Source organism: Chryseobacterium amylolyticum (assembly GCF_051011775.1).
Taxonomy (GTDB): domain Bacteria; phylum Bacteroidota; class Bacteroidia; order Flavobacteriales; family Weeksellaceae; genus Chryseobacterium.
The window spans coordinates 102868-128841 of sequence record NZ_JBPCHX010000005.1; the positions used below are offsets into that span (position 1 = coordinate 102868).

23 protein-coding genes, 14 tRNA genes and 1 pseudogene are annotated in these 25974 nt (G+C 38.7%); 35 read left to right on the top strand and 3 right to left on the bottom strand.

What is annotated here, in order from left to right:
• Positions 1-5 precede the first annotated feature (5 nt).
• Complete coding sequence (locus ACR1PO_RS14680; RefSeq protein ID WP_433987228.1) at positions 6-1613, bottom strand: T9SS type A sorting domain-containing protein; 1608 nt, start codon at positions 1611-1613, stop codon at positions 6-8.
• A 1093-nt stretch (positions 1614-2706) separates the two neighbouring features.
• Between ACR1PO_RS14680 and ACR1PO_RS14685 the strand changes: the two are divergent.
• The 3 genes and pseudogenes from ACR1PO_RS14685 to ACR1PO_RS14695 all read left to right on the top strand — a co-directional run bounded on the left by ACR1PO_RS14685 (position 2707) and on the right by ACR1PO_RS14695 (position 4992).
• Positions 2707-2908 (top strand): annotated as a pseudogene (locus tag ACR1PO_RS14685) (DUF3871 family protein).
• A 190-nt stretch (positions 2909-3098) separates the two neighbouring features.
• On the top strand, positions 3099-3794 hold the full coding sequence (locus ACR1PO_RS14690) for a hypothetical protein (protein ID WP_433987229.1): 696 nt from the start codon (positions 3099-3101) through the stop codon (positions 3792-3794).
• Positions 3795-3942: 148 nt separating this feature from the next.
• On the top strand, positions 3943-4992 hold the full coding sequence (locus tag ACR1PO_RS14695; protein WP_433987230.1) for an MBL fold metallo-hydrolase: 1050 nt from the start codon (positions 3943-3945) through the stop codon (positions 4990-4992).
• A 166-nt stretch (positions 4993-5158) separates the two neighbouring features.
• Here ACR1PO_RS14695 and ACR1PO_RS14700 read toward each other — a convergent pair whose 3' ends face one another.
• Positions 5159-5998 (bottom strand): DUF4822 domain-containing protein, encoded by an 840-nt coding sequence (locus tag ACR1PO_RS14700; protein ID WP_433987231.1) that lies wholly within the window; start codon positions 5996-5998, stop codon positions 5159-5161.
• 102 nt (positions 5999-6100) lie between these two features.
• Here ACR1PO_RS14700 and ACR1PO_RS14705 point away from each other — a divergent pair, with 102 nt between their 5' ends.
• The 12 genes from ACR1PO_RS14705 (at position 6101) to ACR1PO_RS14760 (ending at position 13772) form a co-directional block, all read left to right on the top strand.
• Positions 6101-6262 (top strand): hypothetical protein, encoded by a 162-nt coding sequence (locus tag ACR1PO_RS14705; protein WP_433987232.1) that lies wholly within the window; start codon positions 6101-6103, stop codon positions 6260-6262.
• Entirely contained in the window at positions 6255-6968 is a 714-nt protein-coding gene (locus tag ACR1PO_RS14710; protein WP_433987233.1) for a DUF434 domain-containing protein, read from the top strand. The genes ACR1PO_RS14705 and ACR1PO_RS14710 overlap by 8 nt, the downstream gene beginning before the upstream one ends.
• A gap of 2 nt (positions 6969-6970) precedes the next feature.
• Positions 6971-7621, top strand: a complete 651-nt coding sequence (locus ACR1PO_RS14715; protein WP_433987234.1) for a tRNase toxin domain-containing protein — start codon at positions 6971-6973, stop codon at positions 7619-7621.
• Between the two features lie 201 nt (positions 7622-7822).
• On the top strand, positions 7823-9187 hold the full coding sequence (locus ACR1PO_RS14720; RefSeq protein ID WP_433987235.1) for an SDR family NAD(P)-dependent oxidoreductase: 1365 nt from the start codon (positions 7823-7825) through the stop codon (positions 9185-9187).
• A gap of 9 nt (positions 9188-9196) precedes the next feature.
• A tRNA-OTHER gene (locus ACR1PO_RS14725) sits at positions 9197-9268 on the top strand.
• 7 nt (positions 9269-9275) lie between these two features.
• Positions 9276-9347, top strand: a tRNA-Gly gene (locus ACR1PO_RS14730).
• 3 nt (positions 9348-9350) lie between these two features.
• Positions 9351-9424: transfer RNA gene (locus tag ACR1PO_RS14735), tRNA-Asp, on the top strand.
• 193 nt (positions 9425-9617) lie between these two features.
• On the top strand, positions 9618-10139 hold the full coding sequence (locus ACR1PO_RS14740) for a hypothetical protein (protein WP_433987236.1): 522 nt from the start codon (positions 9618-9620) through the stop codon (positions 10137-10139).
• Positions 10126-12057, top strand: coding sequence for a hypothetical protein (locus ACR1PO_RS14745; protein WP_433987237.1), 1932 nt, complete (start codon positions 10126-10128; stop codon positions 12055-12057). Before ACR1PO_RS14740 ends, ACR1PO_RS14745 begins: the two co-directional genes overlap by 14 nt.
• Before the next feature lie 5 nt (positions 12058-12062).
• Positions 12063-12132 (top strand) — tRNA-OTHER (locus tag ACR1PO_RS14750).
• Positions 12133-12151: 19 nt separating this feature from the next.
• Positions 12152-12979 carry an SIR2 family NAD-dependent protein deacylase gene (locus ACR1PO_RS14755; protein WP_433987238.1) on the top strand — a complete coding sequence of 276 codons (828 nt, stop codon included), beginning with the start codon at positions 12152-12154 and terminating at the stop codon, positions 12977-12979.
• Positions 12980-12986: 7 nt separating this feature from the next.
• Positions 12987-13772 (top strand): TatD family hydrolase, encoded by a 786-nt coding sequence (locus ACR1PO_RS14760; RefSeq protein WP_433987239.1) that lies wholly within the window; start codon positions 12987-12989, stop codon positions 13770-13772.
• Between the two features lie 127 nt (positions 13773-13899).
• Here ACR1PO_RS14760 and deoD read toward each other — a convergent pair whose 3' ends face one another.
• Positions 13900-14610 carry a purine-nucleoside phosphorylase gene (deoD, locus tag ACR1PO_RS14765; RefSeq protein ID WP_433987240.1) on the bottom strand — a complete coding sequence of 237 codons (711 nt, stop codon included), beginning with the start codon at positions 14608-14610 and terminating at the stop codon, positions 13900-13902.
• A 262-nt stretch (positions 14611-14872) separates the two neighbouring features.
• On the opposite strand from deoD, the gene ACR1PO_RS14770 reads away from it, so the two are divergent.
• From ACR1PO_RS14770 to ACR1PO_RS14865, 20 genes are all read left to right on the top strand, one after another.
• Positions 14873-15265 carry a VOC family protein gene (locus ACR1PO_RS14770; protein ID WP_332386289.1) on the top strand — a complete coding sequence of 131 codons (393 nt, stop codon included), beginning with the start codon at positions 14873-14875 and terminating at the stop codon, positions 15263-15265.
• A gap of 229 nt (positions 15266-15494) precedes the next feature.
• Complete coding sequence (locus ACR1PO_RS14775; RefSeq protein WP_433987241.1) at positions 15495-16151, top strand: hypothetical protein; 657 nt, start codon at positions 15495-15497, stop codon at positions 16149-16151.
• The gene (locus ACR1PO_RS14780) at positions 16138-16719 is read left to right on the top strand and encodes a DUF4919 domain-containing protein (RefSeq protein WP_332386288.1); all 582 of its coding nucleotides are present in this window, start codon (positions 16138-16140) and stop codon (positions 16717-16719) included. The genes ACR1PO_RS14775 and ACR1PO_RS14780 overlap by 14 nt, the downstream gene beginning before the upstream one ends.
• An 11-nt stretch (positions 16720-16730) precedes the next feature.
• On the top strand, positions 16731-17864 hold the full coding sequence (locus tag ACR1PO_RS14785; RefSeq protein ID WP_433987242.1) for an AAA family ATPase: 1134 nt from the start codon (positions 16731-16733) through the stop codon (positions 17862-17864).
• Positions 17837-18580, top strand: coding sequence for a hypothetical protein (locus ACR1PO_RS14790; protein WP_433987243.1), 744 nt, complete (start codon positions 17837-17839; stop codon positions 18578-18580). The genes ACR1PO_RS14785 and ACR1PO_RS14790 overlap by 28 nt, the downstream gene beginning before the upstream one ends.
• The gene (locus ACR1PO_RS14795; RefSeq protein WP_433987244.1) at positions 18571-20949 is read left to right on the top strand and encodes a hypothetical protein; all 2379 of its coding nucleotides are present in this window, start codon (positions 18571-18573) and stop codon (positions 20947-20949) included. Before ACR1PO_RS14790 ends, ACR1PO_RS14795 begins: the two co-directional genes overlap by 10 nt.
• The gene (locus ACR1PO_RS14800) at positions 20939-22633 is read left to right on the top strand and encodes an APC family permease (RefSeq protein WP_433987245.1); all 1695 of its coding nucleotides are present in this window, start codon (positions 20939-20941) and stop codon (positions 22631-22633) included. The genes ACR1PO_RS14795 and ACR1PO_RS14800 overlap by 11 nt, the downstream gene beginning before the upstream one ends.
• Complete coding sequence (locus ACR1PO_RS14805; protein ID WP_433987246.1) at positions 22626-23645, top strand: soluble NSF attachment family protein; 1020 nt, start codon at positions 22626-22628, stop codon at positions 23643-23645. The genes ACR1PO_RS14800 and ACR1PO_RS14805 overlap by 8 nt, the downstream gene beginning before the upstream one ends.
• A gap of 264 nt (positions 23646-23909) precedes the next feature.
• Positions 23910-24038 carry a penicillin-binding protein gene (locus ACR1PO_RS14810; protein WP_332386280.1) on the top strand — a complete coding sequence of 43 codons (129 nt, stop codon included), beginning with the start codon at positions 23910-23912 and terminating at the stop codon, positions 24036-24038.
• Between the two features lie 389 nt (positions 24039-24427).
• Positions 24428-24553, top strand: a complete 126-nt coding sequence (locus tag ACR1PO_RS14815; protein ID WP_374463400.1) for a hypothetical protein — start codon at positions 24428-24430, stop codon at positions 24551-24553.
• Between the two features lie 62 nt (positions 24554-24615).
• A tRNA-His gene (locus ACR1PO_RS14820) sits at positions 24616-24683 on the top strand.
• Between the two features lie 8 nt (positions 24684-24691).
• A tRNA-Lys gene (locus tag ACR1PO_RS14825) sits at positions 24692-24765 on the top strand.
• A gap of 8 nt (positions 24766-24773) precedes the next feature.
• A tRNA-Arg gene (locus ACR1PO_RS14830) sits at positions 24774-24850 on the top strand.
• Between the two features lie 61 nt (positions 24851-24911).
• Positions 24912-24983: transfer RNA gene (locus ACR1PO_RS14835), tRNA-Pro, on the top strand.
• Between the two features lie 6 nt (positions 24984-24989).
• A tRNA-Glu gene (locus ACR1PO_RS14840) sits at positions 24990-25064 on the top strand.
• A 2-nt stretch (positions 25065-25066) separates the two neighbouring features.
• A tRNA-Ile gene (locus tag ACR1PO_RS14845) sits at positions 25067-25140 on the top strand.
• Between the two features lie 4 nt (positions 25141-25144).
• Positions 25145-25216 (top strand) — tRNA-Asn (locus ACR1PO_RS14850).
• Between the two features lie 218 nt (positions 25217-25434).
• Positions 25435-25516: transfer RNA gene (locus tag ACR1PO_RS14855), tRNA-Cys, on the top strand.
• Positions 25517-25723: 207 nt separating this feature from the next.
• A tRNA-Tyr gene (locus ACR1PO_RS14860) sits at positions 25724-25810 on the top strand.
• A 78-nt stretch (positions 25811-25888) separates the two neighbouring features.
• Positions 25889-25960, top strand: a tRNA-Glu gene (locus tag ACR1PO_RS14865).
• Positions 25961-25974: the final 14 nt, after the last annotated feature.

Below are 25974 nucleotides of genomic sequence, written 5' to 3' on the forward strand. Positions count from 1 at the left end.
TGTATTTATTTCTTAATTAGTTTAGCATTCGCCGTTTTATTGTTATCCGTTTTTATCGTCACCAGATAGGCTCCCTGAACCAAAGCCTGGGTATTAATTTTAGTCACTTTATTCTTCGTTTTAATACTCTGAAGCTGTCTTCCACTCATATCATACAACAGAATATCAGCCTCTTTAAAATCAAAACCGATTTCTATGTAAGCATAATCTGACACCGGATTCGGGTAGATCTTGATATCATATTTTTCAATTAACTGATCAACCTGCTTGTCCCCAAGCTTTACGATCTTCCAGTTCTCTTTACCCAGCTCTTCAGCACTGGTTCCGGCCAGAACAATAGAACCATCCCTGTTGAGTTTTACATCAGAAAGTCTTTCTTCCTTCTTTCTGGATTCTCCTTTGACGTGTTTTCTCCACTGCTCATTGCCATTCTGATCCAGATACAGCATCCAGAAGGTTTCATCATCCGTTTCTATTCTTCCTTCCGCCTGGGTATAACCGCCCAGCAGAATGCCTTTAGAACTCCCGTTTCCGTCTTCCTGCTTCCCGCTTATTACACTCATTCCCATCAGGATATCCCGGTTACCCAAATTGTAAGATTTCTGCCACTGTTCATCACCTCTTTCATTCAAGGAAATCAGCCAAAGGTCTGTTCCTTCTTCAATCCCTACGGTTTTATTTCCTGACCTTTCCGATCTGGATTCCCCGCCAATGATAAAGCCGGTTGAAGTTAAAGCAAGGGTTCTGATATGGTCATCACCTTTTCCTCCGAAATTCTTTTCCCATTCTACTTTTCCGTTTTTGTCAAGCTTTACGATCCAGTAATCGCCTTCGCCGAAGTTGCTGCTGGCTTTGGAATAAGAGTCGATCTTCACGCCACTTCCAGCTTCCCGCTTCCCGCTTCCCGCCTTTACTTCAGAACTCCTTGAATAAATACCCAGTAATGCTCCGCCGTCTTTTGTTGGAATCATTTTTTCTACTTCATCCAAACCTTTCCCCCCTAAAATTACCTGTGAGAGTTCTTTTCCGTTTTTGTCCAGTTTTGTGATCAGAACATCTTTGGAGCCGTACCCTTTTGAAGAGCCCTGTACGTTACCCGCAACAAAGAATCCTAAATCGGTAGTCTGGATAACTGCCCTGGCTTCTTCATCGGAAGTACTTCCTAGTGTTTTCTGCCATAATTCATCCCCGAATTCATTGATTCTGACCAGCCAGATATCTGATCCTCCTTTGGAATCCTCTTTTTTATCCAACCCTTTTCCTGAATAGCTGGTACCAGCTAAAAGAAATCCACCGTCCTGTGTGGTAACCGTTGCAGAGAGATAATCATGGTTTTGTCCTGAGAAGTATTTTTCCCAGACCTCTTCTCCCTGCTGGTTCAGTTTGATAAGGTGAAAATCGTAACCGTTGTTCTGCTTACTTCCAGCCTCCGGCTTCCCGCTTCCTGACTGTATGGAACTTCCGGTGATAAGATACTGCTGATCAATGGTAGTGGTAACCTGGCTTAGGAAATCCTGCGTAGAGGATTGGATATCTTTCTGCCATACCACTTCCTGGGCATGCATACCCAGGGCTGTACATAAGATGAATGCACTGAGAGAGATTTTTTTCATTCCCGTGTTTTTTTAAGTTAATATTGTTTTGTTTTTATAGATCATGGATACATCCAATTCTTTAATGAAGAGGTTGTTTAAACTTTTATCATCATTATTTAAACCACAAAAGATTTAAACCACAAAAGGCATAAAGTTTTAAATACTTCAATTTTTTCAGAGCCCAACCTTATGCATAATAAGTACACGTAAGTTTTCTGAAAATCTTTGATTTTCTTCTGACTTTTCTGTGGTATCATTTTAAACTTACTTAAGCACATTCAAGTGTTTTGTGGCTTTGTAAAGTTTAAACCACTTTAATAATAAATTTTTCAAAACTATTGAAAATAACATTCTTCTGGGGGCATAAAATATTGTATTTCATATGCATGAAAATGTGTACACATTAAACTGGTTTTTGAATATTTTAAAAGCCACTGAAGAATATCCTCCGAATGAATGTAATTGAATAAAAATTTCATAGTTATTGTTTTTTAAGCATGACTTTGACTGATTCATAAAATCCGGCAAATTTAACATTTTTTAACACACCTGTCCGAATATGGCATTGATTTAATACAAAAATATTGCTTTGAAGCGACAGAACCTGTCGTGTTATTTAAAGCATCCCCATTTTATAATAATCCTTACCCATATATTCATCAGATGCTGCAATAATAATAAAGACTTCGATTGTCTGCTTACGGAAAAGCGTAAATTCCTTTAAATCACTCTCAATACCGCTCAGAAATACCCGTAGGCCCTTCGGAAGTGCCTCCAGCCCGTTCAATAAGTGTCTGGAGGGACTTCATGAACGGGCTCCACCCCCTTCATGAAGGGGCTGTACCCCCTTGGGTAAGGGGGTAAAGGGGGTTGCATAAGGGGGTACCGGGGCTTGTATAATGGGTAGAGACCGTTACCAAAGAGGGTAGAGACTGTTGCTGTACTGCCTGGAGGGGGTAAAGAAGGAGGTAGGGGAGGAAAACGTGGCTTTATTCAATAAATGGACACACTAAGACACATTAAGCCTGCTCTAAAAGTAGCAGGCTTAAAGCTGAAAAACAGAAACTAAAATATTCCTCAGCTAACTTTCAATGATAGTCAGTTCAATACAATAGCTAAAGACTACTATGAAGATGAGAGCTTTTGTAAGGCTGATGATGGAGAGATTAACCTATGGAATGTATAATCTCTTTACACAAGCTAATAAGAGTAGTTATATAGATACTTTCCTTGACAGAAATCTGAATGCTTTTGAATTTACTAAAGGTATTCAGAAAACGCTCAGTGATAATCTAATTATCATTGGTTTTTGAGTTGGGATCTCAGATCAATAGTGATATTTGTAGACAATGTTATCTCCGATACTTACACTACAACGACAGAAAAAACATATACGATTTCATAGTTTTAGTTTAAGTATATCTTATTTTCAATTGGGTACAAAAGAGTCATGGCATTACTATGACTCTTTTATATTATTTACTTTTTTAGTATCTTGAACAGATGCAAGACGATGTAAGAAAAGATTTTTTGCCATTAACATCTGAAACATGGTGGTTCATGACCTGGATAACCAGGACTTTTGGCGGGCTTTTATTGTTGGTGGCATTTCTGCTGGTATTGGGATTACCCGTTATGATCAGTGATAAACTGGCCATATTTAGTATTGTAGCAATGGTATATTATCCGGCTCTTGCTTTCGGTTTATACCGTTTCTTTAGGTATCAGAAGAGACTCAGAAAGAAAGTGATCCGAAAGATAAGGGTTGATAATCAGGGGATTCATTACGAAAGAGCCGATGGGACGATAGATCAAATTCTTTATCATGATCTGGAAAAATATAACCTTCCCGATGTATATGATGTAAGTTTCAGCCCAAGAAACAAGATGTATGTATTGAATGTGAAGCACAAAGGCTCTTCAGCAGACGTAGATTTTGACGGAACAGATGCCGGTTACTGCTATTATTTCGGAAACTTAAAAGCTTTACGAAGAAGATATATTCAGGGAATTGTCCGTTTCCGGCCAGATGTACGCATAAATCCTATGATTTATGAAGTTTATTATATCAATCCTGCTGATTTTACTTTCGATAAAAAAAAGTACCGTACAGAATTGGCACTGACTTTTGCTGTCATGACAATAGGCTGCATAGTGTTAGGAGTAATTATGCTTGGACTGGTTAAGTGGATTTTTTAAGAATAGAAAATTAAAATTTCCACAGCCTCTTCATTTTATTTTCACATCTCAGAATCTTATGCTTATATTTATTTTATAGAAAGGTTTCTCAGCCAATAAGATAAAAGAGCATTGCTTTAGAAACGGGGCTGGATTTAAAATAAAATACATGAAAAATTTAAAAAAGCAGCTCGGGCAGTTCCCTGATGAAAAAAGAAAAGAATATTTCAATACACTTCCCAATTATCTCAATGGCAGATTTCAGAATATATTACCGACACCTGCTCTGTTAGAAGGTGAAAGTATGACCAAAGTACTTTTTCATACCTTATGCAAAGTAGAAAATACTTCACCCAAAACGGCACTTCCGTTTGTGGTAACTGATCTGAAAAACCTCCAGTCCGAAGAAAATGTATTGGTTTGGTTCGGGCACAGTTCCTATTTCATACAGGTGGATGGGAAGAAATTTCTGATCGATCCTGTGTTCAGCGGAAATGCTTCCCCGATGCCGGGTTCCATAAAAGCTTTTCAGGGAGCCGATTATTATAAACCGGAACATATGCCGGAGATCGATTTCCTGCTTATCTCCCATGATCACTGGGATCATCTGGATTATAAGACTGTTCAGGAATTAAAAGATAAAGTGGGTAAAGTCATCTGTGGGTTGGGAACCGGCCAGCATTTTGAATACTGGGGCTGGAGTTTTAATAAAATCATCGAGAAAAACTGGTGGGAAAGCATAGACATTGCTGAAGGTTTCAGGATCACTCTTACTCCTGCAAGACATTTTTCCGGAAGATTACTGAACCGTAATATCTCACTCTGGACATCTTTCGTTTTAAAAACCCCGTCAAAAACTCTGTTTTTAGGAGGTGACAGCGGTTATGGAAATCATTTTACAGAAATCGGAAACAAATATGGCCCGTTTGATCTGGCCGTCATGGAAAACGGCCAGTATAATGAAAAGTGGCCCTATATTCATACTTTGCCGGATCAATTGATAACAGAAATAAAGGAACTGAAAGCCAGAAATTTCATTCCTGTACACAATTCCAAATTCAAGCTGGCACAGCATGCATGGTATGAGCCTTTGGAGCTGGCATCAAAGCATGCAGAAGAAAATAATATCCCGATAACACTCCCGATGATCGGGGAAAAAGTAAATCTCGATCAGTTAGGATCAGCAAGCTGGAAAAAATGGTGGGAACAATACATATAGTGAAAGAAACAGAAGCTATATAAATTTTCACATCGGTTATTTATAACCATTTAACTTACTGAACTAAAACTAAAGTGTTTTAAATAAAGGTTTGTGGTTTTGTAAATTTAATATAAAAACCTGCCCATCACTGAGCAGGTTCTTCCTTATTATAAAAAAATAATCACTACAAAGGCTCCTTATGGTTTACCTTCGTATGGATGATGTCGTAAAATACAGACGGGTTGGTGGCATCAGGAGTAATTCTGTAAGTGAACGTAGTTTCGTTCAGGACCAGGATATCCACAACACGGGTAAAAGTAGGCGTAGTAAGTGTTCTCTTTTTTCCGTCCGGAGAAATAGACCATGTTCCTTCAGATCTTACTACATCGTTTAATCCGAAAATTCTGAAAGTTCCGTTGGCCTTGAAGTAAGAGTATCCTACATAACCTGCAACACTGGCGTCACTTAAAGCAACATTATTTCCGCTCTTATCCTTAGCTCCGGTGGTCTCCCATGGAGTGGAAGCAAGGGTAAGCTGTCCGTTAGCAGGTTCAGCATGGGAGGTTCTTGTATGGATAATGTCATAATACAGAGAAGGATCACTCGAGTTAGGATGGATTCTGTAAGTAAACTCATTTCTGTTCAAAACAAGAATTTCAACATCACGGGTGAAAATAGTGGTTCCGTCCGGGTTTAATGCTGCAATAGTCCTTGTTTTTCCCTGCGCATCCACAGACCATGTTCCCATCGATCTCAGCACGTCAGTCAGATTATAAATAGCAAACTTCCCGTCTGCCCTGAAGTAAGCAAAGCCTACATATCCGGCTACGCTGGCATCAGTAAGGGCTACATTGTTTCCATTCTTATCTTTTGCTCCGGTAGTTTCCCATGGAGTAGAAGACAGAACCTGTGAGGGGGTCTGCTGTTCAATACTTATTTCATGATCATCGCCTGAACATGAAACGAAAGATGCTGTTAGCAATACAGCTGCAGACAGGTAACATAATTTTTTCAGTGTATTCATAAGGGAATTTTTAAGTCTTTGCAAACTTATCCCTAATACATATCAATGCATTGTACAAAATATCTCTTTTGTTGTAGAAAACATAACAAATGCCCAATTAGAATGAGAAAAATAATAGCATTGGCAAACTTCTCTATCAAAGGTTTCCAATTCCCCTCCTTTGGAGGGGTGGCGAAAATTCAAAGAATTTTTGACGGGGTGGTTGAATATTCCCGGATAAAAAATATTTCTTACCATAAAAACTCTATTTTTGAGTATGAATAACAGAAACCGCGGGAAAAATACAGGGGATGATACCCTGTTCGGTTCAGAGAAACAGATCAGCAAGCTTAAACTGGCGGTTGAAGACATGCTGTATCTGCTGACCAGAGACTATCCGGAAAAAGCAGCAGCTGAACTGGTCGGAAACAGGTACAGACTTAAAACCCGGCAGATACAGGCTCTACGGGGTGCATCCGCTTCTGCTGCACAGCTTCAAAACAGACAGCTGAAACATGTAGATGCTTCAATGTTACAAGGTAAGACCATATACCTGGACGGTTTCAATGTTTTGATTTTGCTGGAAAGTCTGCTTTCCGAAGCCTATATTTTTGAAGGACTGGACGGCTGTTTCCGTGATCTTTCCGGAGTTCATGGAACCTATAAAAGAGTAAACCAAACGCTGAGAGCCGTGGAATTGGTAGCCTCTTTTTACCGGCAAAATCAAATTGAGAAACTGGTATGGATCTTTGACAAACCTGTTTCCAACAGCGGACGGATTAAACAGATTGTCCTTGATTTTGCAGAACAGCAACATCTTAATTGGGAATCGGATCTGCAATATAATCCGGATAAAATTCTGGCAGAAAGTGCAGAAATCATTATTTCCTCCGACGCATGGATTCTGGATCATTGCAAAGCATGGTTTAACCTGATCGGTTATCTGATCAAAGAAGAAAAACTCTCTGTTAATCTGATCAAAATGATGTAAATATGAATCTGTTTGAACCCTATATTTCCCTCTTTTCTGAAACATGGAAAAGTAGATACAAAGCCATTTTAGAAAGAGAGCATCTGGAAAATCTGGAAGAAAATATCTTTAAGTTTAAGAAGAATAATCTGGAACAGGATGTACCTTATTTTAACGAAGAAATAATAATCAACCGGGAAGAAAGTTTCGGAAAACTGATTACCATTCTTGAAAGCAACAATTCGGATGAGGTGAAAACAAAACTTCTGGAAGCAATTCCGTTTGAACATTGGCTGAATGTTTTAGAGCAGAGAGTAACCTCTGCAAGCATCCGCGATGAAAACGCTATTCCACCTTTGAAAACCGTGCTGATCAATGCCTGTGAAGAGCCTTTCAATAGTGAAATTACCATTGCACAGAGGGCCTGGGAAAAACATATCGGAAGAATGGATGATAACTTCTGGGGAGAAATCAAAGGGAACAATCAGCAGAAGCAGGAAAAAGTAATGGCAAAAATCCATGAAATTCTTGAAAATAAAACCTGGTGGAACGTTTTCTTCCATTACAAGCATCAACTGGTTTTTGAAGTCCGGGAAAAACAGGGCCACGGAATCCGCTGGAGCCACGGAGGGACAAAGCTGATCGGCTTTCTGGAAAAATTTATCAACGAATAAACACAAATCTCTGTGGCATCTGTGAAATTCGTGGGAAAATAAAACTCTCGCAGATTTTGCAGATTCTTTTAAACAATAGCTGCATTTCCTTAGTCGTTGCCTTTAATGGAAGATTTACCTTTCCACCTTTTTATCTTTTTTTTAACTACGTAAAAACATTGCGCACTGAGCTTCTAGTTTTGCAGACATAAAACAGAAGCTATGAATCCATCAGATCAAAAATTTTCAAATGAAGAATGGGAAACCTGCCTCAAAGTTTTGAATGCTTTGAAGGAAAACCCTTTCCTGAATCCTGATAATCAAACATTTTCAGGACTGATCACCAAAATTCATAAAAGTGCCAAAAAACAAAGCCGTCATGAGAATTACTCAGAAATGAAGTCCCATGACCTGGCGGTAAATTCCAATTCAGTGTTGATGCAGAAAGCATTGGCAGGGGTTTCTGCTTTTTATGATGATGAAAAGGAAGAAGTGAAATTTACAAAACTTCAGATTCCCAAAAACTGCTACTGCTGTAACCAGAGCTATCAGTATGCACACTCTTTCTATTCCAGATTATGTCCTGCCTGTGCTGAAGAAAACTATGAAAAGCGTTTTGAAACGGCAGATCTTACCGGCAGAAATGTAATCCTTACAGGAGGAAGGGTGAAAGTAGGTTTTGCCACCGCATTGAAGGTTTTAAGAAGCGGGGCCAATCTGGTTTTAACAACCCGTTTTCCGGCACTGGCGATGGAGCTTATGCAGCAGGAAGCAGACTATGACAACTGGAAAGACAGATTGTGGATATACGGGTTGGATCTGAGAAATCTAAAGGCAATTCAGGATTTTATCAACTTTTATCAATTCAATTTTGATACGCTGGATATCCTGATCAATAATGCTGCGCAGACCATAAAATATCCTGATGAATATTACCTTCCGATCATAAAGCGTGAGAAAGAAAAACTGGTGGAATTTAAAAATATTCATACCCTGATCCCGAATCAGACGGAAATTTCAAGTGAAACTGCAAAACTGGAGTATGCTCATAACGAAGAAACCCAGGTGGCACTCACCCGTTTTGGACAGCCTGTGGATAACAGAGAAAAAACGAGCTGGAATTCTACGCTGGAAGAAGTTTCATTGTATGAGCTGGTAGAGGTGAATCTCATCAATCATATTGCGCCTTATTTTCTGATCAAAGAACTGAAACCATTGATGAAAAGCTCAGCGTTTAAAGAAAAATTCATCATCAATGTGACCTCATCAGAAGGAATTTTCAGCTACGAAAATAAAACCATTTTCCACCCGCATACCAATATGACAAAAGCAGCGCTGAATATGATGACCCTGACGTCTGCAAAAGAATTTGAAAATGATCAGATCTATATGAGTGCCGTAGATGTGGGATGGATTTCTACAGGAGCAAAAGAAAGCCTCAGAAAGAAGCAGTTTGAGATGGGATACATCCCGCCACTGGATTCTGTGGATGGTGCAGCGAGAATTCTGCATCCTGTGATGGAAGGAATAAAAGGAAATTACTTCAGTGGAGTTTTATTGAAAAATTATAAAGTTCATACCTGGTAAAATCCATACGGAGATAATAGTAATAATGGAAAAATACATTTTGCTAAAATGAGTTGCAGGTTCGATTCCTGCTTATCTCCCAACCAGAGAAACGGTAGTTCAAAGGAAGAACACTGACCTTCCACGTCAGAGGCTGCAGGTTCGAATCCTGTCCGTTTCACAGGAGTACATAGTTCAACAGTGAAGAATGCGTCCCTGTCACGGACGAGGCTGCAGGTTCGAGTCCTGCTGTACTCCCAATTTAAATAATGGAGATAATAGTTTAACCGGAAAAATAATTCCTGCACAGAATAGTTGCGTGTTCGAATCACGCTTATCTCCCTAACTGGAAAGTCAGAGTGGTAGTTTAAGACGGAAAAACATATCCACGAAGGATAGGTTGCCGGTTCGATCCCGGTCTCTTTGGCTTTCATTTTAAAATATTAATACCATGCTTAAAGATTTATTGATTTTTTTGAACATCATTGACGAAGTAAAAGTTCCGGTGCCTATGCAGTGGAAGGAAAGAAAACCGGTTGAAAGAACTACAAGGCCAAGAATCCCTAAAACAGAACTGGTTAGAAAAACAGAAGTAATTCCGTTGGAAATTAAACAGGAATCTCTTGAGGATACACTTGTAACCCAAAATGATAATATACCGGAATACTTTTCAACAGCAAGAGAAAGAAAAAGCAATAGAAATTATCTGAACAGAATCAACGATCTGGCACAATATACAAAAGGGTATAAAGAATACTGTCTGGAAAAAACAAGTAATCAGCACATGCTGAAAGCAGAGGATTATCATATTTATGCTAAAAGCGGCACTACAGAAACATTTCTGATTGCAAAAGATGCTTTTATAACCCATAATGAACATAAAATGCTGCGGATAGAAAGCAATTGCTTTGTAAAGTATATCCAGCAGGAATACAACCCAATAACCCAAATGATTGAAAATGCATACGACTGATACCATACGACGATATAAAATATTCTCCGAAGAAGACTGGGCGAATATTGTTTTTGATGAATATGCTTTGATAGAGGTATATGCTAAAAATATGACCTTTCATTGCACCGAAATATCAGGAAGCCTGGTTTTGCGTGGCGAAGGCTGCCGGTTTCCGGATCTGAAGTACATCAAAGGAAGTCTTTCTATTGATGCCCCGAACTGTGAAATTCCGCTGCTGGAAACGGTGGAAGGACATTTTAAAATGCATTGCCGTACCCAGCTGGACCAGCTTAAAAAAGTAAGCGGTCATTTTAAGTGTATCATCAACTGTACCTTTAAAAATCTGGAAATAATTGGGGGATATGTTTCTGTAAAAAATACTAAGGTATACGCCAGGAACGGTCAGCTGCTGAAGACAAGAGTGGTTATTCCTGTTCAGGACCAGTTCCAGGCTGATGCACTTCTGAAAGACGGTATTTTTGATATCAATATCCTTGGAGACAATATTATGATTCCTCACCGGGAAATCCGCGGTAAGATCAATGTTGTGGGTAAAAATATTTCATTCCCCAATCTGGAATTTATTCAGGGTACCCTTAGAATCAGGTGTGACGGGGCATCCGGACACAGGTTTACTCATCATTTTCCTGAGCTGAAAAAACTGATTGGTAATCTGAGGCTGGACAATACAAGAGTTTTATTCCCGAACCTTCAGGAAACCAGCGGAAATATCAATCTGCAAAATGGCTCTTATGCTAACTTTCAGGCGCTTGAGAAATGCGGAAACGTGGCTGTCAACGGAGGAAGCGGAGTGGCATTTCCGGTGCTGACAGATATTAACGGGAGCTATCAATATTATGGTTCTGAAATCTGCTACCTGCATGCACTTCAATATGTGAAAGGAAGTTTCAATGCGTTTAAAACCATTGCTCCTAATATTGCTGAGATAGGAGATTTGATTATCCATGAAAACGGAGATTTCGGGCATCTTCAGAAAATTAACGGGCAAATTCAGATCCCTTATCATGCGGATGTTCGTGTAGATTTTAAATCATTGGAATATCTGGGAGAATGGGGCGATTCAAAACAGCAGGAGCTTCAGTTTCCGGCTTTGGGTTGTGTCAACAATTATTTGTATGGTACCTATGAGGGTTTTGAGCAGATCGCAAAGAATATTTATTTTAAAATTAATGACAATATCTATCTTACAAAAGATCAGTTCATTGTCTCAAGGTTACCTTTCCATTTTATTTTACAGGAAAAAGGTCATCCTTTGAGAAAGCTGATTGCCATTTTAAAATTACGGCACAGCAGTTTTCAGAATTTTGAAACCCGTGAATATGAAAGACAGTGGGAAAATTTTGATACTCCGTTTTTTACACAGATTTTAAATAAAATTAAAAGCCTGTGGGATGAAGTGGAACCGATGAAGTTTGAAGAATTCTTTAATGAAGAAAACCGGAACTTTAAACTTTTCTGCTTCAGCTATTATGGAGTTGGGAATCTGATGGAAAAACTGGAGGCCCAAAAAATCAATGAAAAAGAAATTGAAGTTGATTATGTAGAATACGACAAAAACGGAAACCAGAAACTAATCCGAAAGGTCAACCGTTATGAAGTACATGAAGTTGAAAACCGTAAACTGGGAGTCTTCATATGGAGAAGCAGAGCAGAATATTCTTATGCTGTGAAATGCTGGTGTCCATCTACAAAAAAAGAACATTGGCTGTGGATAGAGCAGGAATATAAAAATGATGCTTTGACAGCTATTGCCTCTACCTTCAGAATACACAGTAACCTCATACCCCATATAAAATGTTTAAAAAGACAGGGAGATTTGCTGATCTGCGAATTGAAGGAAAAAATGGCTCCAACAGGAGAAGTAAGACCTTTGACCGCTTCAGAGTACTTTAATCTCCTGAGAGCAGAATCATAAAACAGGAAACAGTAGTTTAACTGGAAAAACCTTCCACTCCAAGGAAAGTCGTCGGTTCAAACCCGACCTGTTTCTATTTTTTACATTAAAAATCATGAAAGAATTAGAATCAATTTTACATAGCATAATCAAAGAGAAAAAAGGATATATTACTTTCCTCACCGGAGCCGGAATCTCTGCGGAAAGCGGACTTCCAACATACCGCTCTATTGATGGAATTTGGATCAAAGGAACCAAATATCACCGTCCGGAAGAATTCGGAACATTAAAATATTTCAGACAGGAAACAGAAGAAGTCTGGCAGTACAATCTTTTCTGGAAAAAACTTATTGCTGAAGCTCAACCCAATGAGGGACATCTTGCGCTGGCGGAAATTGAAAATCTTTTGGGCGACAGATTTAAATTAATTACCCAGAATGTAGACGGTCTCCATCAAAGAGCAGGAACCCAAAAGGTTTATGAAATCCACGGAAATAAACAGAAAGTACGCTGCTCAAAAGAATGCAGTGAGCCTATTGACTTCCCGGAAAATGTAAAGCAGAAAGAGTATACGGAAGACCTTAAACCAGAAGATATTGACGGTTTGAAATGTAAAAAATGCGGAAGCTGGCTAAGACCTCATACTTTATGGTTTGATGAGTCTTATAATGAAAAATATTACTACTTTGATACGGCTTATGATATTGCTGATCATACCGATATTTTGTTTGTTATCGGAACTTCAGGATCTACTGCATTGCCTGTCAGTATTGTAGAAACTGTAAAAATCAGAGCCAGGTGGATTGTCCTTGTCAACCCTGAAAGTGATACCTATTTCGATCATATCCTGAAAGGAAGCAAAACACTTTATTCAATTCGGGAAAGCAGTACATCAGCATTGCCGGAGCTAAAAACAATAATTAAGGAAATAATAAAAATGTAAAAAACAAATGAACACTTATATTGATATTGGCATTAATCTGACCAATAAACAGTTCTATAATGAACACGATGAAATTATCAACCGTGCTTTAGATCACGGTGTGGAATATATGATTCTTACGGGAACCAGCGTAAGGGGAAGCAAAGAATCTGCAGAAATTGCACAAGAATATCCGGAAATTCTGTTTTCAACAGCAGGAATTCATCCTCATGATGCCAAATCATTTAACGGAGAAAGTATTGGGGAACTCAGGAAGTTATTGAAACAGGATCATGTGGTTTCAGTAGGAGAGTGCGGACTGGATTTTGACCGGGATTTCTCGCCGAGACCTGTACAGGAAAAATGTTATAAAGCCCAGCTGGAGCTTGCGGTAGAAGTTGATAAACCACTTTTTCTTCATGAAAGATCTGCATTTAAAAGATTTAATGAAATAGCAGATGAATATCTTTCCCGGCTACCGGAAGCGGTTGTACACTGCTTTACCGGAACATTGAACGAAGCAAAAACCTATCTTGATAAAGGATTTTATTTAGGATTCACCGGAGCCATCAGCGATGACAGAAGATTCAAACATTTGGAAGAAGTAATACAATACGTACCTCTGGACAGAATCATGATTGAAACAGATGCGCCTTTCATGCTTCCGAAAAATGTGACCAGAATGCAGAACAGGAGAAATGAGCCTTCATTCTTACCTTATGTGGCACAAACAATTGCCCATCTGAAGAAGATCAGCATTTCCGAAGTGGCTGACGAAACTACAGAAACAGCCAGGAATTTTTTCAGATTATAAAAAAGAGCTCTACTGATGAAGTAAAGCTCTTTTTTTGTAAAATTGCGAAACCGCAAAAAGGCTAAAATATTGTAGAGTAAAAAACAAATTGCAAATTCGCTTTTTCGCCGTTATGCTCCTACGCCTTTTATAAACTCTTAACTGCTGATTCCAAAGCCAGTTCCATCATTGGATTCAAAGCTTTTTCTCTCTCGTCAGCAGAAATTTTTTCGTGCGTTGGGATAATGTCAGTTACTGTAAGAATAGTCGCTGCGTTTTTTCCTAAATGCTGCGCATTGGCAAATAAACCAAAAGCTTCCATTTCTACTGCAGGACAGTTATATTTTGTAGCAATTTCCGGAGTAGCAGGATCTTTTCTGTAGAAAATATCACTGCTGTGGATGTTGATTGCTTTAGCATTTAAGGATAATTCTTTAGCCGTATCATTAATGGTATTGAAAATATTTCCCTGGTGAGAAAGGATTTCATCTTCAATTCCCCATGCATATTTGGCGTAGGTACTTTCACTGGCCGCTTTATCAATATTTAAAATATCAAAAAGTTTAAGATCGGTATTGTATGCACCACAAGTCCCGATTCTGATGATGGTGTCTACCTCATACTCTGTAAAAAGCTCAAAAGAGTAGATTCCGATACTTGGAAAGCCCATTCCACTCGCTCCTACAGTAATTTCTTTACCTTTATAAAGGCCTGTATAATAAAAGATACCTCTGGTCTTGCTTACCAGTCTGGCATTTTCCAGATAATTTTCAGCAATATACTGTGCACGAAGCGGATCCCCCGGCTGCAATACTACTTTGGCAATTTCTCCTTTTTTTGCACTGATGTGAATACTCATAATGTTATTTTGAATGGGGCAAATATAATAACTTTTAGATTGTTTCAGTCATTGCAGGAATGTAAACAATGAAGCGGCTTGTCATGATCAGAATGCATAAGATGTTATCCATAAGTGCTTTAAATAAGATGATATGAGAAGTCCTTTACATTTTTCAAAACGTAATCCGGTAAATACAGAACAATAAAATAATAATAAAGAGCAGGTATCATGAAAACGGGCTGGCTACATTTGTGGCTGTCAAACAGTAAATATTTAAAATATGAAAATTGAACATATTGCGATTTGGGTGAAAGATCTTGAAAGATCGAGAACATTTTACCAGAAATATTTCGGAGCGGTTTCCAATGAGAAATACCACAATCCGGTTAAAAATTTTCAGTCGTATTTTCTCAGCTTTGATAACGGATGCCGTCTTGAAATCATGACCAGGCCGGACATCAGAGAAAGCGGAAACTCTTACGAATCCCAGCAGTACGGAATCATCCATCTTGCATTCTCTGTGGATAAGAAACAAAAAGTAGATGAACTTACAGAAATACTGAGAAAGGACGGCTATACAGTTGCCGGAGAACCCCGCACCACCGGAGACGGTTATTATGAAAGTGTCATCCTTGATCCGGAAAACAATATTATCGAAATCGTATCACAGTAAACCATAGCGAGGATGCAATTTTTATAGTAAAGAATACATAATGTCAAACCTTATAGGTTTTTAAAACCTATAAGGTTTAATTTTAACACATACTTTTGCTGAAAATCCTTGATTTTCTTGTGCCTTTGCGTTTTCCAACCTTATCACCGGCATAAAGAATCCATATTTAACACGAATCTTTCCCACAAAAATTTTATTCTCAACGAAATAATTTTATTTTTGTTAGATCATGGAAACCCAGTCACCGTTTTTAGACACGATCTTTTTGCTTCGTAAGGAAGAATGCATTACTCTTTTTTCAGACTTACAGCAAATCTCCCCCCAGGAAGAGGCGGAAGCAGGAGATTATTTTGAAACAGAATTCGAAAAAGAACGGCTTGAATTTTTATCTGACCGGCTTACCTGCAACAAAGAAGCTGCCGTTTGGGCCGCCAAAGTTCTCTATCACAGTGCACAGCTTTATCTCATCAGGGAAAATACAGAAAAAAATATTGAAAAACTTATTCCCGGATTCAATGGAAAAAGGGATATTTCTTCCATCTTATCTGCAGATTTATCGCTGAGGTTTTTACCACAGGTGATTATTGCATTAAATACAGTTGATCCTGAAGATCCTTTGATTGCTATGCTGGAAAATATTCTGACGGAATTTCACTATTCCGGAATAGGGTTTGACCTTGATCTTAAAAATGTAAACTGGAAGGAAGAACTGACAGACAATACTTACAGAAAACTATACCTGGAAAGAATTGTTGAAAAAAGAGATTATAAACTGGCCGAAATTCCGTTTATCAATAAACTGCTAACAGCCGAATTCGGAATGCACAAAGATGTATTCTGGCGAGAACTAAAAACTATAACCGAAGACAACAATGAAAACGTATGAGAAAGTATTTGAATTTTTAACAGACCCGACAAAGGAAACATTCCTGAAGTGCCGTGAGCTGGTAATCAGTGATCCGGAATATGATCCTTATTCCGAAGACCTTGAAAACATACAGGATTTGCTCAATGAAGGAAAATTTGAAGAAGTTGCGCAATACGTCAATGTCAATATTCTGCTGAGCCCGAGAGCACATATTTATAAATATTTTGCCTATAAGGAATTGGGTGATGAAAAAGGCAGGAATATTGAAATGACAATAACGCAGATTATTTTTGAATGCCTTGAAAAGACAGGAGACGGAACCAAAGATTCCCCCTATATTATCACAAGAATTTCTGATGAAAGGGATCTGATCAGGCATCACCTCAATAAGCAGGATATATCACAAAGTCTGGTAAAGGACGGAGATAAGATTATGGATGCACTCACGCTGGATGATGGCACACAGCTGCACTTCGATATCAGGATACCTTACCAGAGACTTGCTTTTTCATTCAGTAAAAGGAATGAACAGGCAGAAAATAAAGCAGAAGAGAAACCACAGAAGAAAAAGTGGTGGAAATTTTAATTTTTAAACCAATGAATCAGAATATCAATCAACTCAATACAGTCCTCAACTACGTTAAAGATACTTTTGTAGGCAAAAATGATGTCGTGGATCTGCTGGGGATCTGCCTTTTGGCAAGAGAAAATGCTTTTCTGTACGGACCTCCGGGGACTGCAAAATCGGCTATCGTCAGAACCCTTGCGAAAACAGTGAAAGACGGGAAAAATTTTGAATATTTATTAACCCGCTTTACAGAACCGAACGAGATTTTCGGACCTTTTGATATCAGAAAACTGAAAGAGGGAGAACTTTTGACCAATACGGAAGGAATGATGCCTGAAGCTTCCATGGTTTTTCTGGATGAGATTTTCAATGCAAACTCCGCTATTCTGAATTCCCTCCTGATGGCACTCAATGAAAAAATCTTTAAAAGAGGAAAAGAAACCAAACACTTACCCGCACTGATGTTTGTAGGGGCAAGTAACGTTCTTCCGGAAGATGAAGCGCTGAATGCATTGTTTGACCGTTTTCTGGTGAGAATTAATGTCGATTACGTTAATCCTGAACTTTTACAGCAGGTTCTTCTGGCCGGAAGAAAGCTGGAAAACGAAGAAGAAACGGAAATCCCTGAAATTCATGCTGATGAAATCAGGCAGCTCCAGAATCTGTGCAGGACCATAGATCTTAAGCCGATTTATGAAGTGTATCTGAATACGATTATGACCCTTAGGAATACGGGAATTGCTATTTCAGACCGTAGGGCTGTCAAGCTTCAGAACCTCATTGCAGCAAGTGCCCTGATCTGCGGAAGAAAAGAAGCCGTGCTTTCCGATCTGTGGGTATTAAAGCATATCTGGGATACAGAAGAACAGATTGAAATTCTGGAAGGAATCATCAACAGGACGATTGAAAAAGATGATCATCCGGATTCCCATCCACAGGCAATGCAGAACAAAACACCCAATCCCGAAGAAGTTATGAAAGACGTAAAAATCCTGGTGGAAAAATGGAATGGCGGAATGCTGAGCTTTGAGGAACAGAACGTAATAAAAGATAAACTGAGATACCTGCAGACCCGTTGTGACTGGATCAGAAACCAGGAACAGAAGCAGTATATACAGCAAGAAATTGAAAGCTTATGGCAGAAGATTCTTCAAAGCGTTTAAAAGAATTCTGGGCAGAACTTCCCCGTGCTGATGAAGATTTTCTGGGCTCAATCAGAGACTGGAAAAATGTTCAGATTGCTGTGGATGAAGATATCATCTGGCTCAAAGGCTTTACTGATGAACAGGCCGAAGCTCCGGAAATACAGCAATTACCGGATTTTATCCTGTATGAGCTCCGGGATGGTCTTTTATTCAGGAAAGAAGCTTTGGTTCCCAGCAAAAAAATAAGGACAGCATTACTCTGGGCACCTATAGATAAAGCATTACAGCTTACTTTACCTCCTTCCAACCAAAACTATTTTGGAATTCAGGAACAGGTTCAGGTAAGATTAAAAGAAAGCAATGAAGAGCAACCGGTAATCGCTTTGTTGAGTAATATATCCGATATCAGGGAAAATATCATTGCATTACCAAAATTTAAGCTTGAAAAAATAAAATGGACGGTGCTGGAGGATAAAGCTCTGTTTGTGGGAACTCCGTTGTTGAGCTTTCCCGGAAAAACCTATTGGACCAAAGACAGGCATCTGCTGCCGGCAGGTCTGGATTTTGAATTTAAAAACCTAAGCACACTGTTACATCAAAAATATAATAATGAGCCGGAAGGATGGCTGCTGTGGGATGAAAACGGAAATTACCTTTCAATAAAGGATGCTGATTTCCGTACTTTATCCGTAAGCTCATTCCGTCTCACAGAAAAATCAAGAGCATGGAATTAAAGGCTTATTTCCAGTCCTATGAAAATTACTTTTGGGAATGGAAAACGGATGAAGATGTTCCCGGTGATTCCGGTTATCATGAAAACAACCTCCTCTCCATTCCCGGAGTAGGAGCCATTGCTTACAGACCTTATGTCATGGAGATTCTGAAAGAGCTTCAGCCACAGGGCTGGCCTCCGTTCGGGGCATTGCTGATGGTTCTGTATGCGATGCAGGACGGATATGCAGATTTCGCAGGACCTTTAAGACGTACAGCAGAGTTTTACAGCGGTGAAGACTTTGAGTTCAATGTGGAAAAGCCAATTGAATTCCTTGAAAAAATACATTCTCTTCCCAAAGTTTATAAACAGAAACAGAACAGAATTGTATTGTTGCAGACTTTATTCAGTAATGGTCATAACAGGGTGGCTTCTCTGTTGGCAGATGTTAATTTAAAAATCTATTATAAAAGACCGCAGGAGCTTTCCATCAGTGCAGAAAAACAAGAGGCAGCCCCCTCAGTTCTGAATAAAGATCTGAGTGCTTTGAATCTGAATGAAAAATTTCCTACAGTACAGTCTATCATTGATGCCATGAAAGGCCTGATTGATGAACCGGAACTGGATGATGAAGTGCTGGAAGAAGAAACAACAGCAGATACAGATAAAGACTTTATCAAAGAATTAATTGAAGAACCCAAAACATTTCAGGTAGGAAGCCTGATCAAAAGAATATGGAGCGGACTGAAAATCCCGATGCGTCATCTTTCTCCCGGAGAACAGCCTGTCGGAGGTATTTCTGATATGACCAATAAAGGGGATTTTCACAGAATGCTTCTTTCCGAATTTGCCAACGAAGATGACGTCTTCATGAACCGTGTAGCGAATAATGAGGCACTCTATATTCAAAGGGAAATCCCGCCTGAAGAAAATATTTTTGAAAGAATTATACTGATCGATACTTCCCTCAAAAACTGGGGGACACCAAAGGTATTGGCTTTTGCCTCTGCCATTGCCGTGATCAAACACCCGAAAGCCCATTCCGAGTGTAAAGTTTTTACCTTGGGACAGGCAGCGGTTTCCGTTGCGCTTAATAAAGTGGAAGATGTTGTGGAAAGCCTTAACCAGGTGAGTTCCGTGCTGGAAGTTTCAGCTGCGCTGGAGGCGTTTTTTAATGAAAATCATTCAGAAAAGGATATTGAAGTGTTTTTCATTACCCATCAGGACAACATGGAAGACGAAAAAATGCAGCGAGTGATCCATCAAAACAGAGACAGACTGAAGTTTCTGGTGACCACAACCTCAGATGGTGAGATTAATTTTTACAAACACCACAAAGGAGCAAGAAAGCATATTCAGAAAATAAAACTTCCATTGCAGGAGCTGTGGGCCAATCCGCCGCAACAAAAACAAAGTGTTAATACTTCTAACGGAAAGAAAACAGACCTTCCGCAAAACTATCCGATCCTGTTCCCGACCCCCGTTAATAAGATCGCTGAGTTCCTGTATGAAGGAGAATTTTTCATTCTGAGCTCAAAAAAACAATTGCTGAAGACTTATCTTTCTGATAACTATTATGACAGACACTCTTACGATTATTATAAAACACATCATGGCTGTGAAGTGCTGTTTGATAAGATTTCCATAAAACCGAGAGGACAGTTTGCTCTGGCAAAAAACAGACAGCAGCATTTTATTCTGTGCCAGTATCAGTATGATAAGAGATTGATATCAAAGCTTAATCTTAATACCGGAGAATATTCCGAACAGAATCTTACAGGGATGAACATTCCGATGTTTTATAAACTGATTTATTTTGGACGAAATTTTTATCTGCATAAACCGGATAATTCAACCCATTACAAAATCAATATCGATGGGAATATCTCTGTGGAGACTATCACTTCAAAAGAGAAGGAACTGGAAAAAAATACAGTAAAAGCAGAAGCAGAAGTTGCAAAACTAAAAGGAAGCGGGTTGCGGATTATCAATAATTTCAATAAGATCGGGATCAATCAGTACGGAAATCTGGTTATTTCCGGTAATGAATTGTACAGTGCTTCTGAAAATACGCTGGGTTTTTCCAGAAATAAATATGATTTTCAAATTTTTGCCGAGCAGGACAAAAATAAATTTACATTTCCCGATGGAAGTGAAATGATTACAGATTCCCGCGGGATGCTGACCTTCCGAAGCAGTAACAAGAGCATTGAGGAATTTTTTATTCCCTCTACACTTGGCGGTTTCCTGTCGCTGGCGACCTATACGGAATTTGGAGGATCAGAATATTATCTTCCGGAGCATGCGCTGCTGAAGGTAAGAACAATGGATGATATGTGTGACAGGTTTTTGAAACCATTTATAGAACAGATTCTGGATTATGGAGCTTAGAATAAAACCTTTCCCGAAAAATAACTATCCTAAAAAAGGACTTCTGATCAGAGGCGCTTCACCGGTGGTATGGCTGCAGGAAATGGAAATATTGAATATCGGTTTAAATCAGGTAAGATCATTCGCTATTCCGGCCAACAGTCCCAATGTGCTGTATGGCTGTTTTCTTATTTTTAATGACTATGCTCCACAGGAAATAGGAAGGAACGCTTATTTTCAATGTGTTGATGACAGACTTTTCATTCCTGAAAACACTACTTTTTATCCTAAGATCAATCCGGAAGACTGGGTACAGCTAGATTCACGTTTCCTGATTATGCATCCTGAATTCGGATTGGTAAAGCTTTCGGAAGAAATAGACTGGATCTCAATGATTCAGCAGCCCGGATCCATTAATAAAAGTGTCAGAAGACCTTTGAACGGGGTTTCGATTCCTCAAAAAATAGAAAGCTATACGGTTGAAATGGATGACGAGAAAGTGATGGAAACTTTGCAGCCCAAACAAACCGAAGAAGAATGGATGAACAACCTGCCTTTTGACCTTAAAAAAGTAATGGCCGGGAATAAAAAAGAAATAGAAAAGTATTTACAATATATTGAAAAATATCCCGAGCGGGCAGTAGAATTAGGTATTCCCCTTGACATTATGGGAACTTCCAGAGGAGATGGCTTCGGGAAATTTACCTGGCTGGAAGGATTGTTTGGAGGATCCAATGGAAGAAAGGAAAGTGCGGGAACAAGAAATTTTCGCAGAGTGTTCTGGGCAGTCATTATTGCGGCTATTGTACTAAGGATTGCTTTGCCTTCAGATAAAAAAAGCAAAGAACAGCAGGAAACCAGGCCTTCTTCAGGAACAATTGTGAACAATGCGGTAAAAGCGCCTTCTGATATGATTGCTTTTCAGTCGGGAACTTCGGAAATTGACCTTAAGATCGATTCAATGTATCATCAGGAGAGAAAAGGGTTATCAAAAGAACTGATCAATGCCGGTATCATAGAATCCAAAACAAAAAAAGACAAAGAAAACTATAAAAAAGCCGGTGGCAGAGAAGTAGGCGAAATAGGAAAAGATATTGAAAAGCTTGTTAACAAAGAAAAGCAAAGCAGGGATTCTCTAAAAACCATTTATACCCAAAAAATTACAAAACATCTTGAACAGAAAACGGAAAAGCTCAAACGTAAAATCTCAGATTCCCTGAAGCAGTATACCAAAGGAAAACCGGTAAATGGTGATGTCGTAAAATATCTCCTGAAAAAGAAGAAGGCTTTGATGGCAGATTCTCTGGGAAAACTTTATGGAACGCTGGATATTGTGGATCCCTCTTCGGCCTCAATTGACAAATCGAAAGTAAAAGGGATAGGAACAGAGGGAACTCCGATGGAGGAAAAAGCTCCCGTTTCAGATATTTTATATATGATAATCCTGATGATTGCCGGAGTAGGACTGTATTCATTCCTGTTTAAAAATAAATCCCTCAATGTCGGTGGAGATAATGTACCTGTCTGGGTGAAATTTATTCTCATTACAATTCTTGTAGCAATGCTGGTATACCTGTTTTATCCATTGGTAGAAATGTTTGGGTACAACTGGTTTGTTTGGGTGCTGGTAATCGGAGTGATGCTGATCCTTTACCGCCTTTTCAGAGAAGATAAGACTATTTTAAAATCTGATGACGATGAATAAACAGAAATTTATAGACAAATTCATGGCAGCATTCGTACTGCTGGCGATGTTTAAGGTTATCGGGATTGTTGCACAGCTGTTCCATGAAAGTTTCTGGAGTGTGGTGGGAACATTAGGTATTTTCTTAATTGTGGCCTTCATCATTCTTCTTGTCATTACCTCTTTAAAAGATAAAGAACAAAATAAGAGAAATGCAGCAGGAAGAAAAGGAAGTGGAGGCAGCTTTTATCTCGAAAACTCACTTTTTGACAGAATCCGAAGCAAATACGAAGAACTTGCCGAGAAATACATCGCTGAAAATGATTATAAAAAAGCAGCAAAGGTGTATATGAATCTTCTGCAGGATAATTACAGAGGGGCGAAAACATTGGAAAACGGAGGATTTTACAACGAAGCAGCCGTGGTATATCTTAAAAAACTGCATAATAAATCCGATGCTGCAGCTTGTTATGAAAAGGCCAGGCAATACAAAAAAGCAATCGACCTTTACAAAGAAATGGAGCAGAAAGAAAAAGTAGGAGATCTCTATAAAGAAATCAACGATCTTAAAAATGCCCATTATTACTATCAGATCGTAGCAGATGACTATACAGGAAATAATCAAATGGTGAAAGCTTCTTTGGTATACCGCAACAAAATGGAAAAACCTGAGGAAGCACAGAAAGTACTGCTGAAAGGATGGGAAGAGGACAAAGATGCATTCAACTGTCTGAATAACTATTTTGCCAATATTGTTGATATGAAAAGACTGGAATCTGAAATACAGCATCTGTATGAAAGGGCGCCGGCTCACAAAAAAATTACGTATCTGGATGCCATGAAATATGAATTCAAAAAAGATCCGAAGCTCCATACGGTCACAAGAAATATAGCTTATGAAATCATTGCAGAAAAAGTAGCGACCCGCTCTGAAATTATCAATGAACTGAAATATTTCAACCCGGACGATCAGGTAATTCTTAAGGACATTTCAAGATTCAAGACCGGAAGAAATAAAATGTTCAGAAATTAAATATTCAAAGATTGAAGAATTTATATTTAAAAACGCTTCTGCTTCATCAAATCAATTTTTATTCCTACATGAGATTCTTCCTCGTCAGCGACAATGGTGTAACATTATATAGTCGTCATAAAAAAAGTATTAAATTTTATCGCAGATCAAATCCTTGCGCCCTAAAAGCTCCATTTTTTGCGCTTTTGCGTATATAAAAACCTTCCGGTAATTGTGAATATTATAAAATAATATAAAAAAGATTTATCTTTGCGCCAGAAAATTATGACAATACAAAGAGCACATATCAATGCAGAACTATGCGGAAGTCCTTCTAACAAAGGATTATTCGGGTATGATGAGGTGATATGGAATGAGGCGAAATGTGCTGACTTTGGAAATTATTTACTGTAAACTTGTAAAAAATTAATCAAAATACGACAGAAACGCCTCGAAAAATCGAGGCGTTTTTTGTTTTTTAGGTCAGAAATTATTTAGAATGAAAAAAAATAACCATAAACATGAAAATTTTTTAATCAGCAATGAAACTTTAATACAATAAAATAGAGTGATAAGCAACCCGGTGAGAGACAGTCATTTAGGTAATTAAGAGATCTGCAAAAATATTGCGGACAGAAATTCTCTATTCTAAAACCTGAATATAAATATCTGATTATCAATAAATTAATTTGAAAATTTATTTGCGGATTTCAAAAATTCATATTTACTTTGCAACCGAAAATTGAAAGCAACAGGTTTTCAGGATTCAGTTAAAAATAATTTAGAAACAAACAAAAAATAAAATGAAACAATTACATAACATATTCAATCAATATTCAAGACTATTCGGACAGGAGCCGACAGGTGTTGCATGTATTCTTGAAAGTGGAATTGTGGATGAAAGGTGCTTATATACGTGGGTCAGCTAATGATCTCTTACGTCAGAATATATGAAGCGCCTCCCGAAAAGAGGCGCTTTTTTTATGGTTTCTTTAGCTTATTTGGTAAAGCGCCGGTCTGTGGAACCGGAGAACAGGGTTCGATCCCCGGAGATACCCAAAGTATACAATCTCATAGCTCAATTGGTTAGAGCACCGGTCTTTTAAACCGGGGGTTGAAAGTTCAAATCTTTCTGGGATTACAAAAAACGGTTCCGTAGCTCAACTGGAGAGAGCATGGGTTTTCTAAACCCAGGGTTAGAGGTTCGAATCCTCTCGGAATCACCAGGGTTCATGGAAATTTTCCATCCGGCTGTCTCCCGGAAAGAAACGGAAGTGAACCCCAAAGCTGGAAAGATAACGGTGGTTGTTTACCCGTCTTGGACGCGGGAGGTCGCAAGTTCGAATCTTGCTTTCCAGACAAATTGTTCCATTAGCATAGTGGTAAGTGCATTCGGCTTTCTACCGAACGACAAGGGTTCGATCCCCTTATGGAATACCAATGATTTCGTAGCTCAAATGGTTAGAGTATCGGTCTGATACACCGAAGGTTGAAGGTTCGAGTCCTTCCGGAATTACAATGATTTTGTAGCTCAATGGCAGAGCACCGGTCTGTTAAACCGGCAGTTGAAAGTTCGAGTCTTTCCAAAATCGCAGGTAACTAATTGTTAATTGTTTCAGGAGAAAAAGTAAAAGTTTGTCGAGAGCAGAAGATCTTTACGCCAAATACGAAAATACAGACAGGCTTTTCTTCTCTCCGGATGAGTTAAAAATTAAAAAATATCATTTATAAATTTTAGGTAAAAATAAAGTTTGTTGAGCGCAGAAGTTCTTATATCAAACAATTTTAGACAGACTTTATTTTTTAATCTGATGGTTCGCCGAAGTGGAAGAGTCGGGGCGGTCTGCAAAACCGTTGTGTACACTGAGTGGGTTTGAATCCCATAACCATCTCAATATAAAATTATAGGAGATAAAAGAATCTTTCATCAATGATCTTTTATCATCTATAACAGAATATCCTTTATTAATAAAAGAAAAAGGCTGTCGAGCGCAGAAGATCTTTAGTCAAACATTCAATATAAAGACAGGCCTTTTCTTTTTAAAAGGGAAAAAATGAGGAATTACTTGTTATTCATGATTAATTGCTCTTAAAAATCCGGAAGTACGCCGAAGTTGGAGAGTCGGGGCAGACTGTAAATCTGTTGCTTCATTGCTGAGTAGGTTCGAATCCTGCTACTTCCACCAACCACTGATAATGTAATGGCAGCATGCAGGAACTGTACTCTTGTTGTCCGGGTTCGATTCCTGGTTAGTGGGTTAAATGCTCTATTCGTCTAACGGTGAGGACGCCTGCCTTTCGAGCAGAAAACAAGGGTTCGATTCCCTTATAGAGTACTGGATGTGAATAG

What these genes read in the sequence shown, in the direction of transcription:
- ACR1PO_RS14710 (WP_433987233.1), top strand. Translation starts at nt 6,255, where the DNA reads ATGAATAACAGAAACCGCGGGAAAAATACAGGGGATGATACCCTGTTC.
- ACR1PO_RS14775 (WP_433987241.1), top strand. Translation starts at nt 15,495, where the DNA reads ATGGAAACCCAGTCACCGTTTTTAGACACGATCTTTTTGCTTCGTAAG.
- deoD (WP_433987240.1), bottom strand. Translation starts at nt 14,610, where the DNA reads ATGAGTATTCACATCAGTGCAAAAAAAGGAGAAATTGCCAAAGTAGTA.
- ACR1PO_RS14680 (WP_433987228.1), bottom strand. Translation starts at nt 1,613, where the DNA reads ATGAAAAAAATCTCTCTCAGTGCATTCATCTTATGTACAGCCCTGGGT.
- ACR1PO_RS14780 (WP_332386288.1), top strand. Translation starts at nt 16,138, where the DNA reads ATGAAAACGTATGAGAAAGTATTTGAATTTTTAACAGACCCGACAAAG.
- ACR1PO_RS14705 (WP_433987232.1), top strand. Translation starts at nt 6,101, where the DNA reads ATGAGAAAAATAATAGCATTGGCAAACTTCTCTATCAAAGGTTTCCAA.
- ACR1PO_RS14810 (WP_332386280.1), top strand. Translation starts at nt 23,910, where the DNA reads ATGACAATACAAAGAGCACATATCAATGCAGAACTATGCGGAAGTCCT.
- ACR1PO_RS14700 (WP_433987231.1), bottom strand. Translation starts at nt 5,998, where the DNA reads ATGAATACACTGAAAAAATTATGTTACCTGTCTGCAGCTGTATTGCTA.
- ACR1PO_RS14795 (WP_433987244.1), top strand. Translation starts at nt 18,571, where the DNA reads ATGGAATTAAAGGCTTATTTCCAGTCCTATGAAAATTACTTTTGGGAA.
- ACR1PO_RS14695 (WP_433987230.1), top strand. Translation starts at nt 3,943, where the DNA reads ATGAAAAATTTAAAAAAGCAGCTCGGGCAGTTCCCTGATGAAAAAAGA.
- ACR1PO_RS14770 (WP_332386289.1), top strand. Translation starts at nt 14,873, where the DNA reads ATGAAAATTGAACATATTGCGATTTGGGTGAAAGATCTTGAAAGATCG.
- ACR1PO_RS14785 (WP_433987242.1), top strand. Translation starts at nt 16,731, where the DNA reads ATGAATCAGAATATCAATCAACTCAATACAGTCCTCAACTACGTTAAA.
- ACR1PO_RS14755 (WP_433987238.1), top strand. Translation starts at nt 12,152, where the DNA reads ATGAAAGAATTAGAATCAATTTTACATAGCATAATCAAAGAGAAAAAA.
- ACR1PO_RS14815 (WP_374463400.1), top strand. Translation starts at nt 24,428, where the DNA reads ATGAAACAATTACATAACATATTCAATCAATATTCAAGACTATTCGGA.
- ACR1PO_RS14715 (WP_433987234.1), top strand. Translation starts at nt 6,971, where the DNA reads ATGAATCTGTTTGAACCCTATATTTCCCTCTTTTCTGAAACATGGAAA.
- ACR1PO_RS14740 (WP_433987236.1), top strand. Translation starts at nt 9,618, where the DNA reads ATGCTTAAAGATTTATTGATTTTTTTGAACATCATTGACGAAGTAAAA.
- ACR1PO_RS14760 (WP_433987239.1), top strand. Translation starts at nt 12,987, where the DNA reads ATGAACACTTATATTGATATTGGCATTAATCTGACCAATAAACAGTTC.
- ACR1PO_RS14800 (WP_433987245.1), top strand. Translation starts at nt 20,939, where the DNA reads ATGGAGCTTAGAATAAAACCTTTCCCGAAAAATAACTATCCTAAAAAA.
- ACR1PO_RS14720 (WP_433987235.1), top strand. Translation starts at nt 7,823, where the DNA reads ATGAATCCATCAGATCAAAAATTTTCAAATGAAGAATGGGAAACCTGC.
- ACR1PO_RS14745 (WP_433987237.1), top strand. Translation starts at nt 10,126, where the DNA reads ATGCATACGACTGATACCATACGACGATATAAAATATTCTCCGAAGAA.
- ACR1PO_RS14690 (WP_433987229.1), top strand. Translation starts at nt 3,099, where the DNA reads ATGCAAGACGATGTAAGAAAAGATTTTTTGCCATTAACATCTGAAACA.
- ACR1PO_RS14805 (WP_433987246.1), top strand. Translation starts at nt 22,626, where the DNA reads ATGAATAAACAGAAATTTATAGACAAATTCATGGCAGCATTCGTACTG.
- ACR1PO_RS14790 (WP_433987243.1), top strand. Translation starts at nt 17,837, where the DNA reads ATGGCAGAAGATTCTTCAAAGCGTTTAAAAGAATTCTGGGCAGAACTT.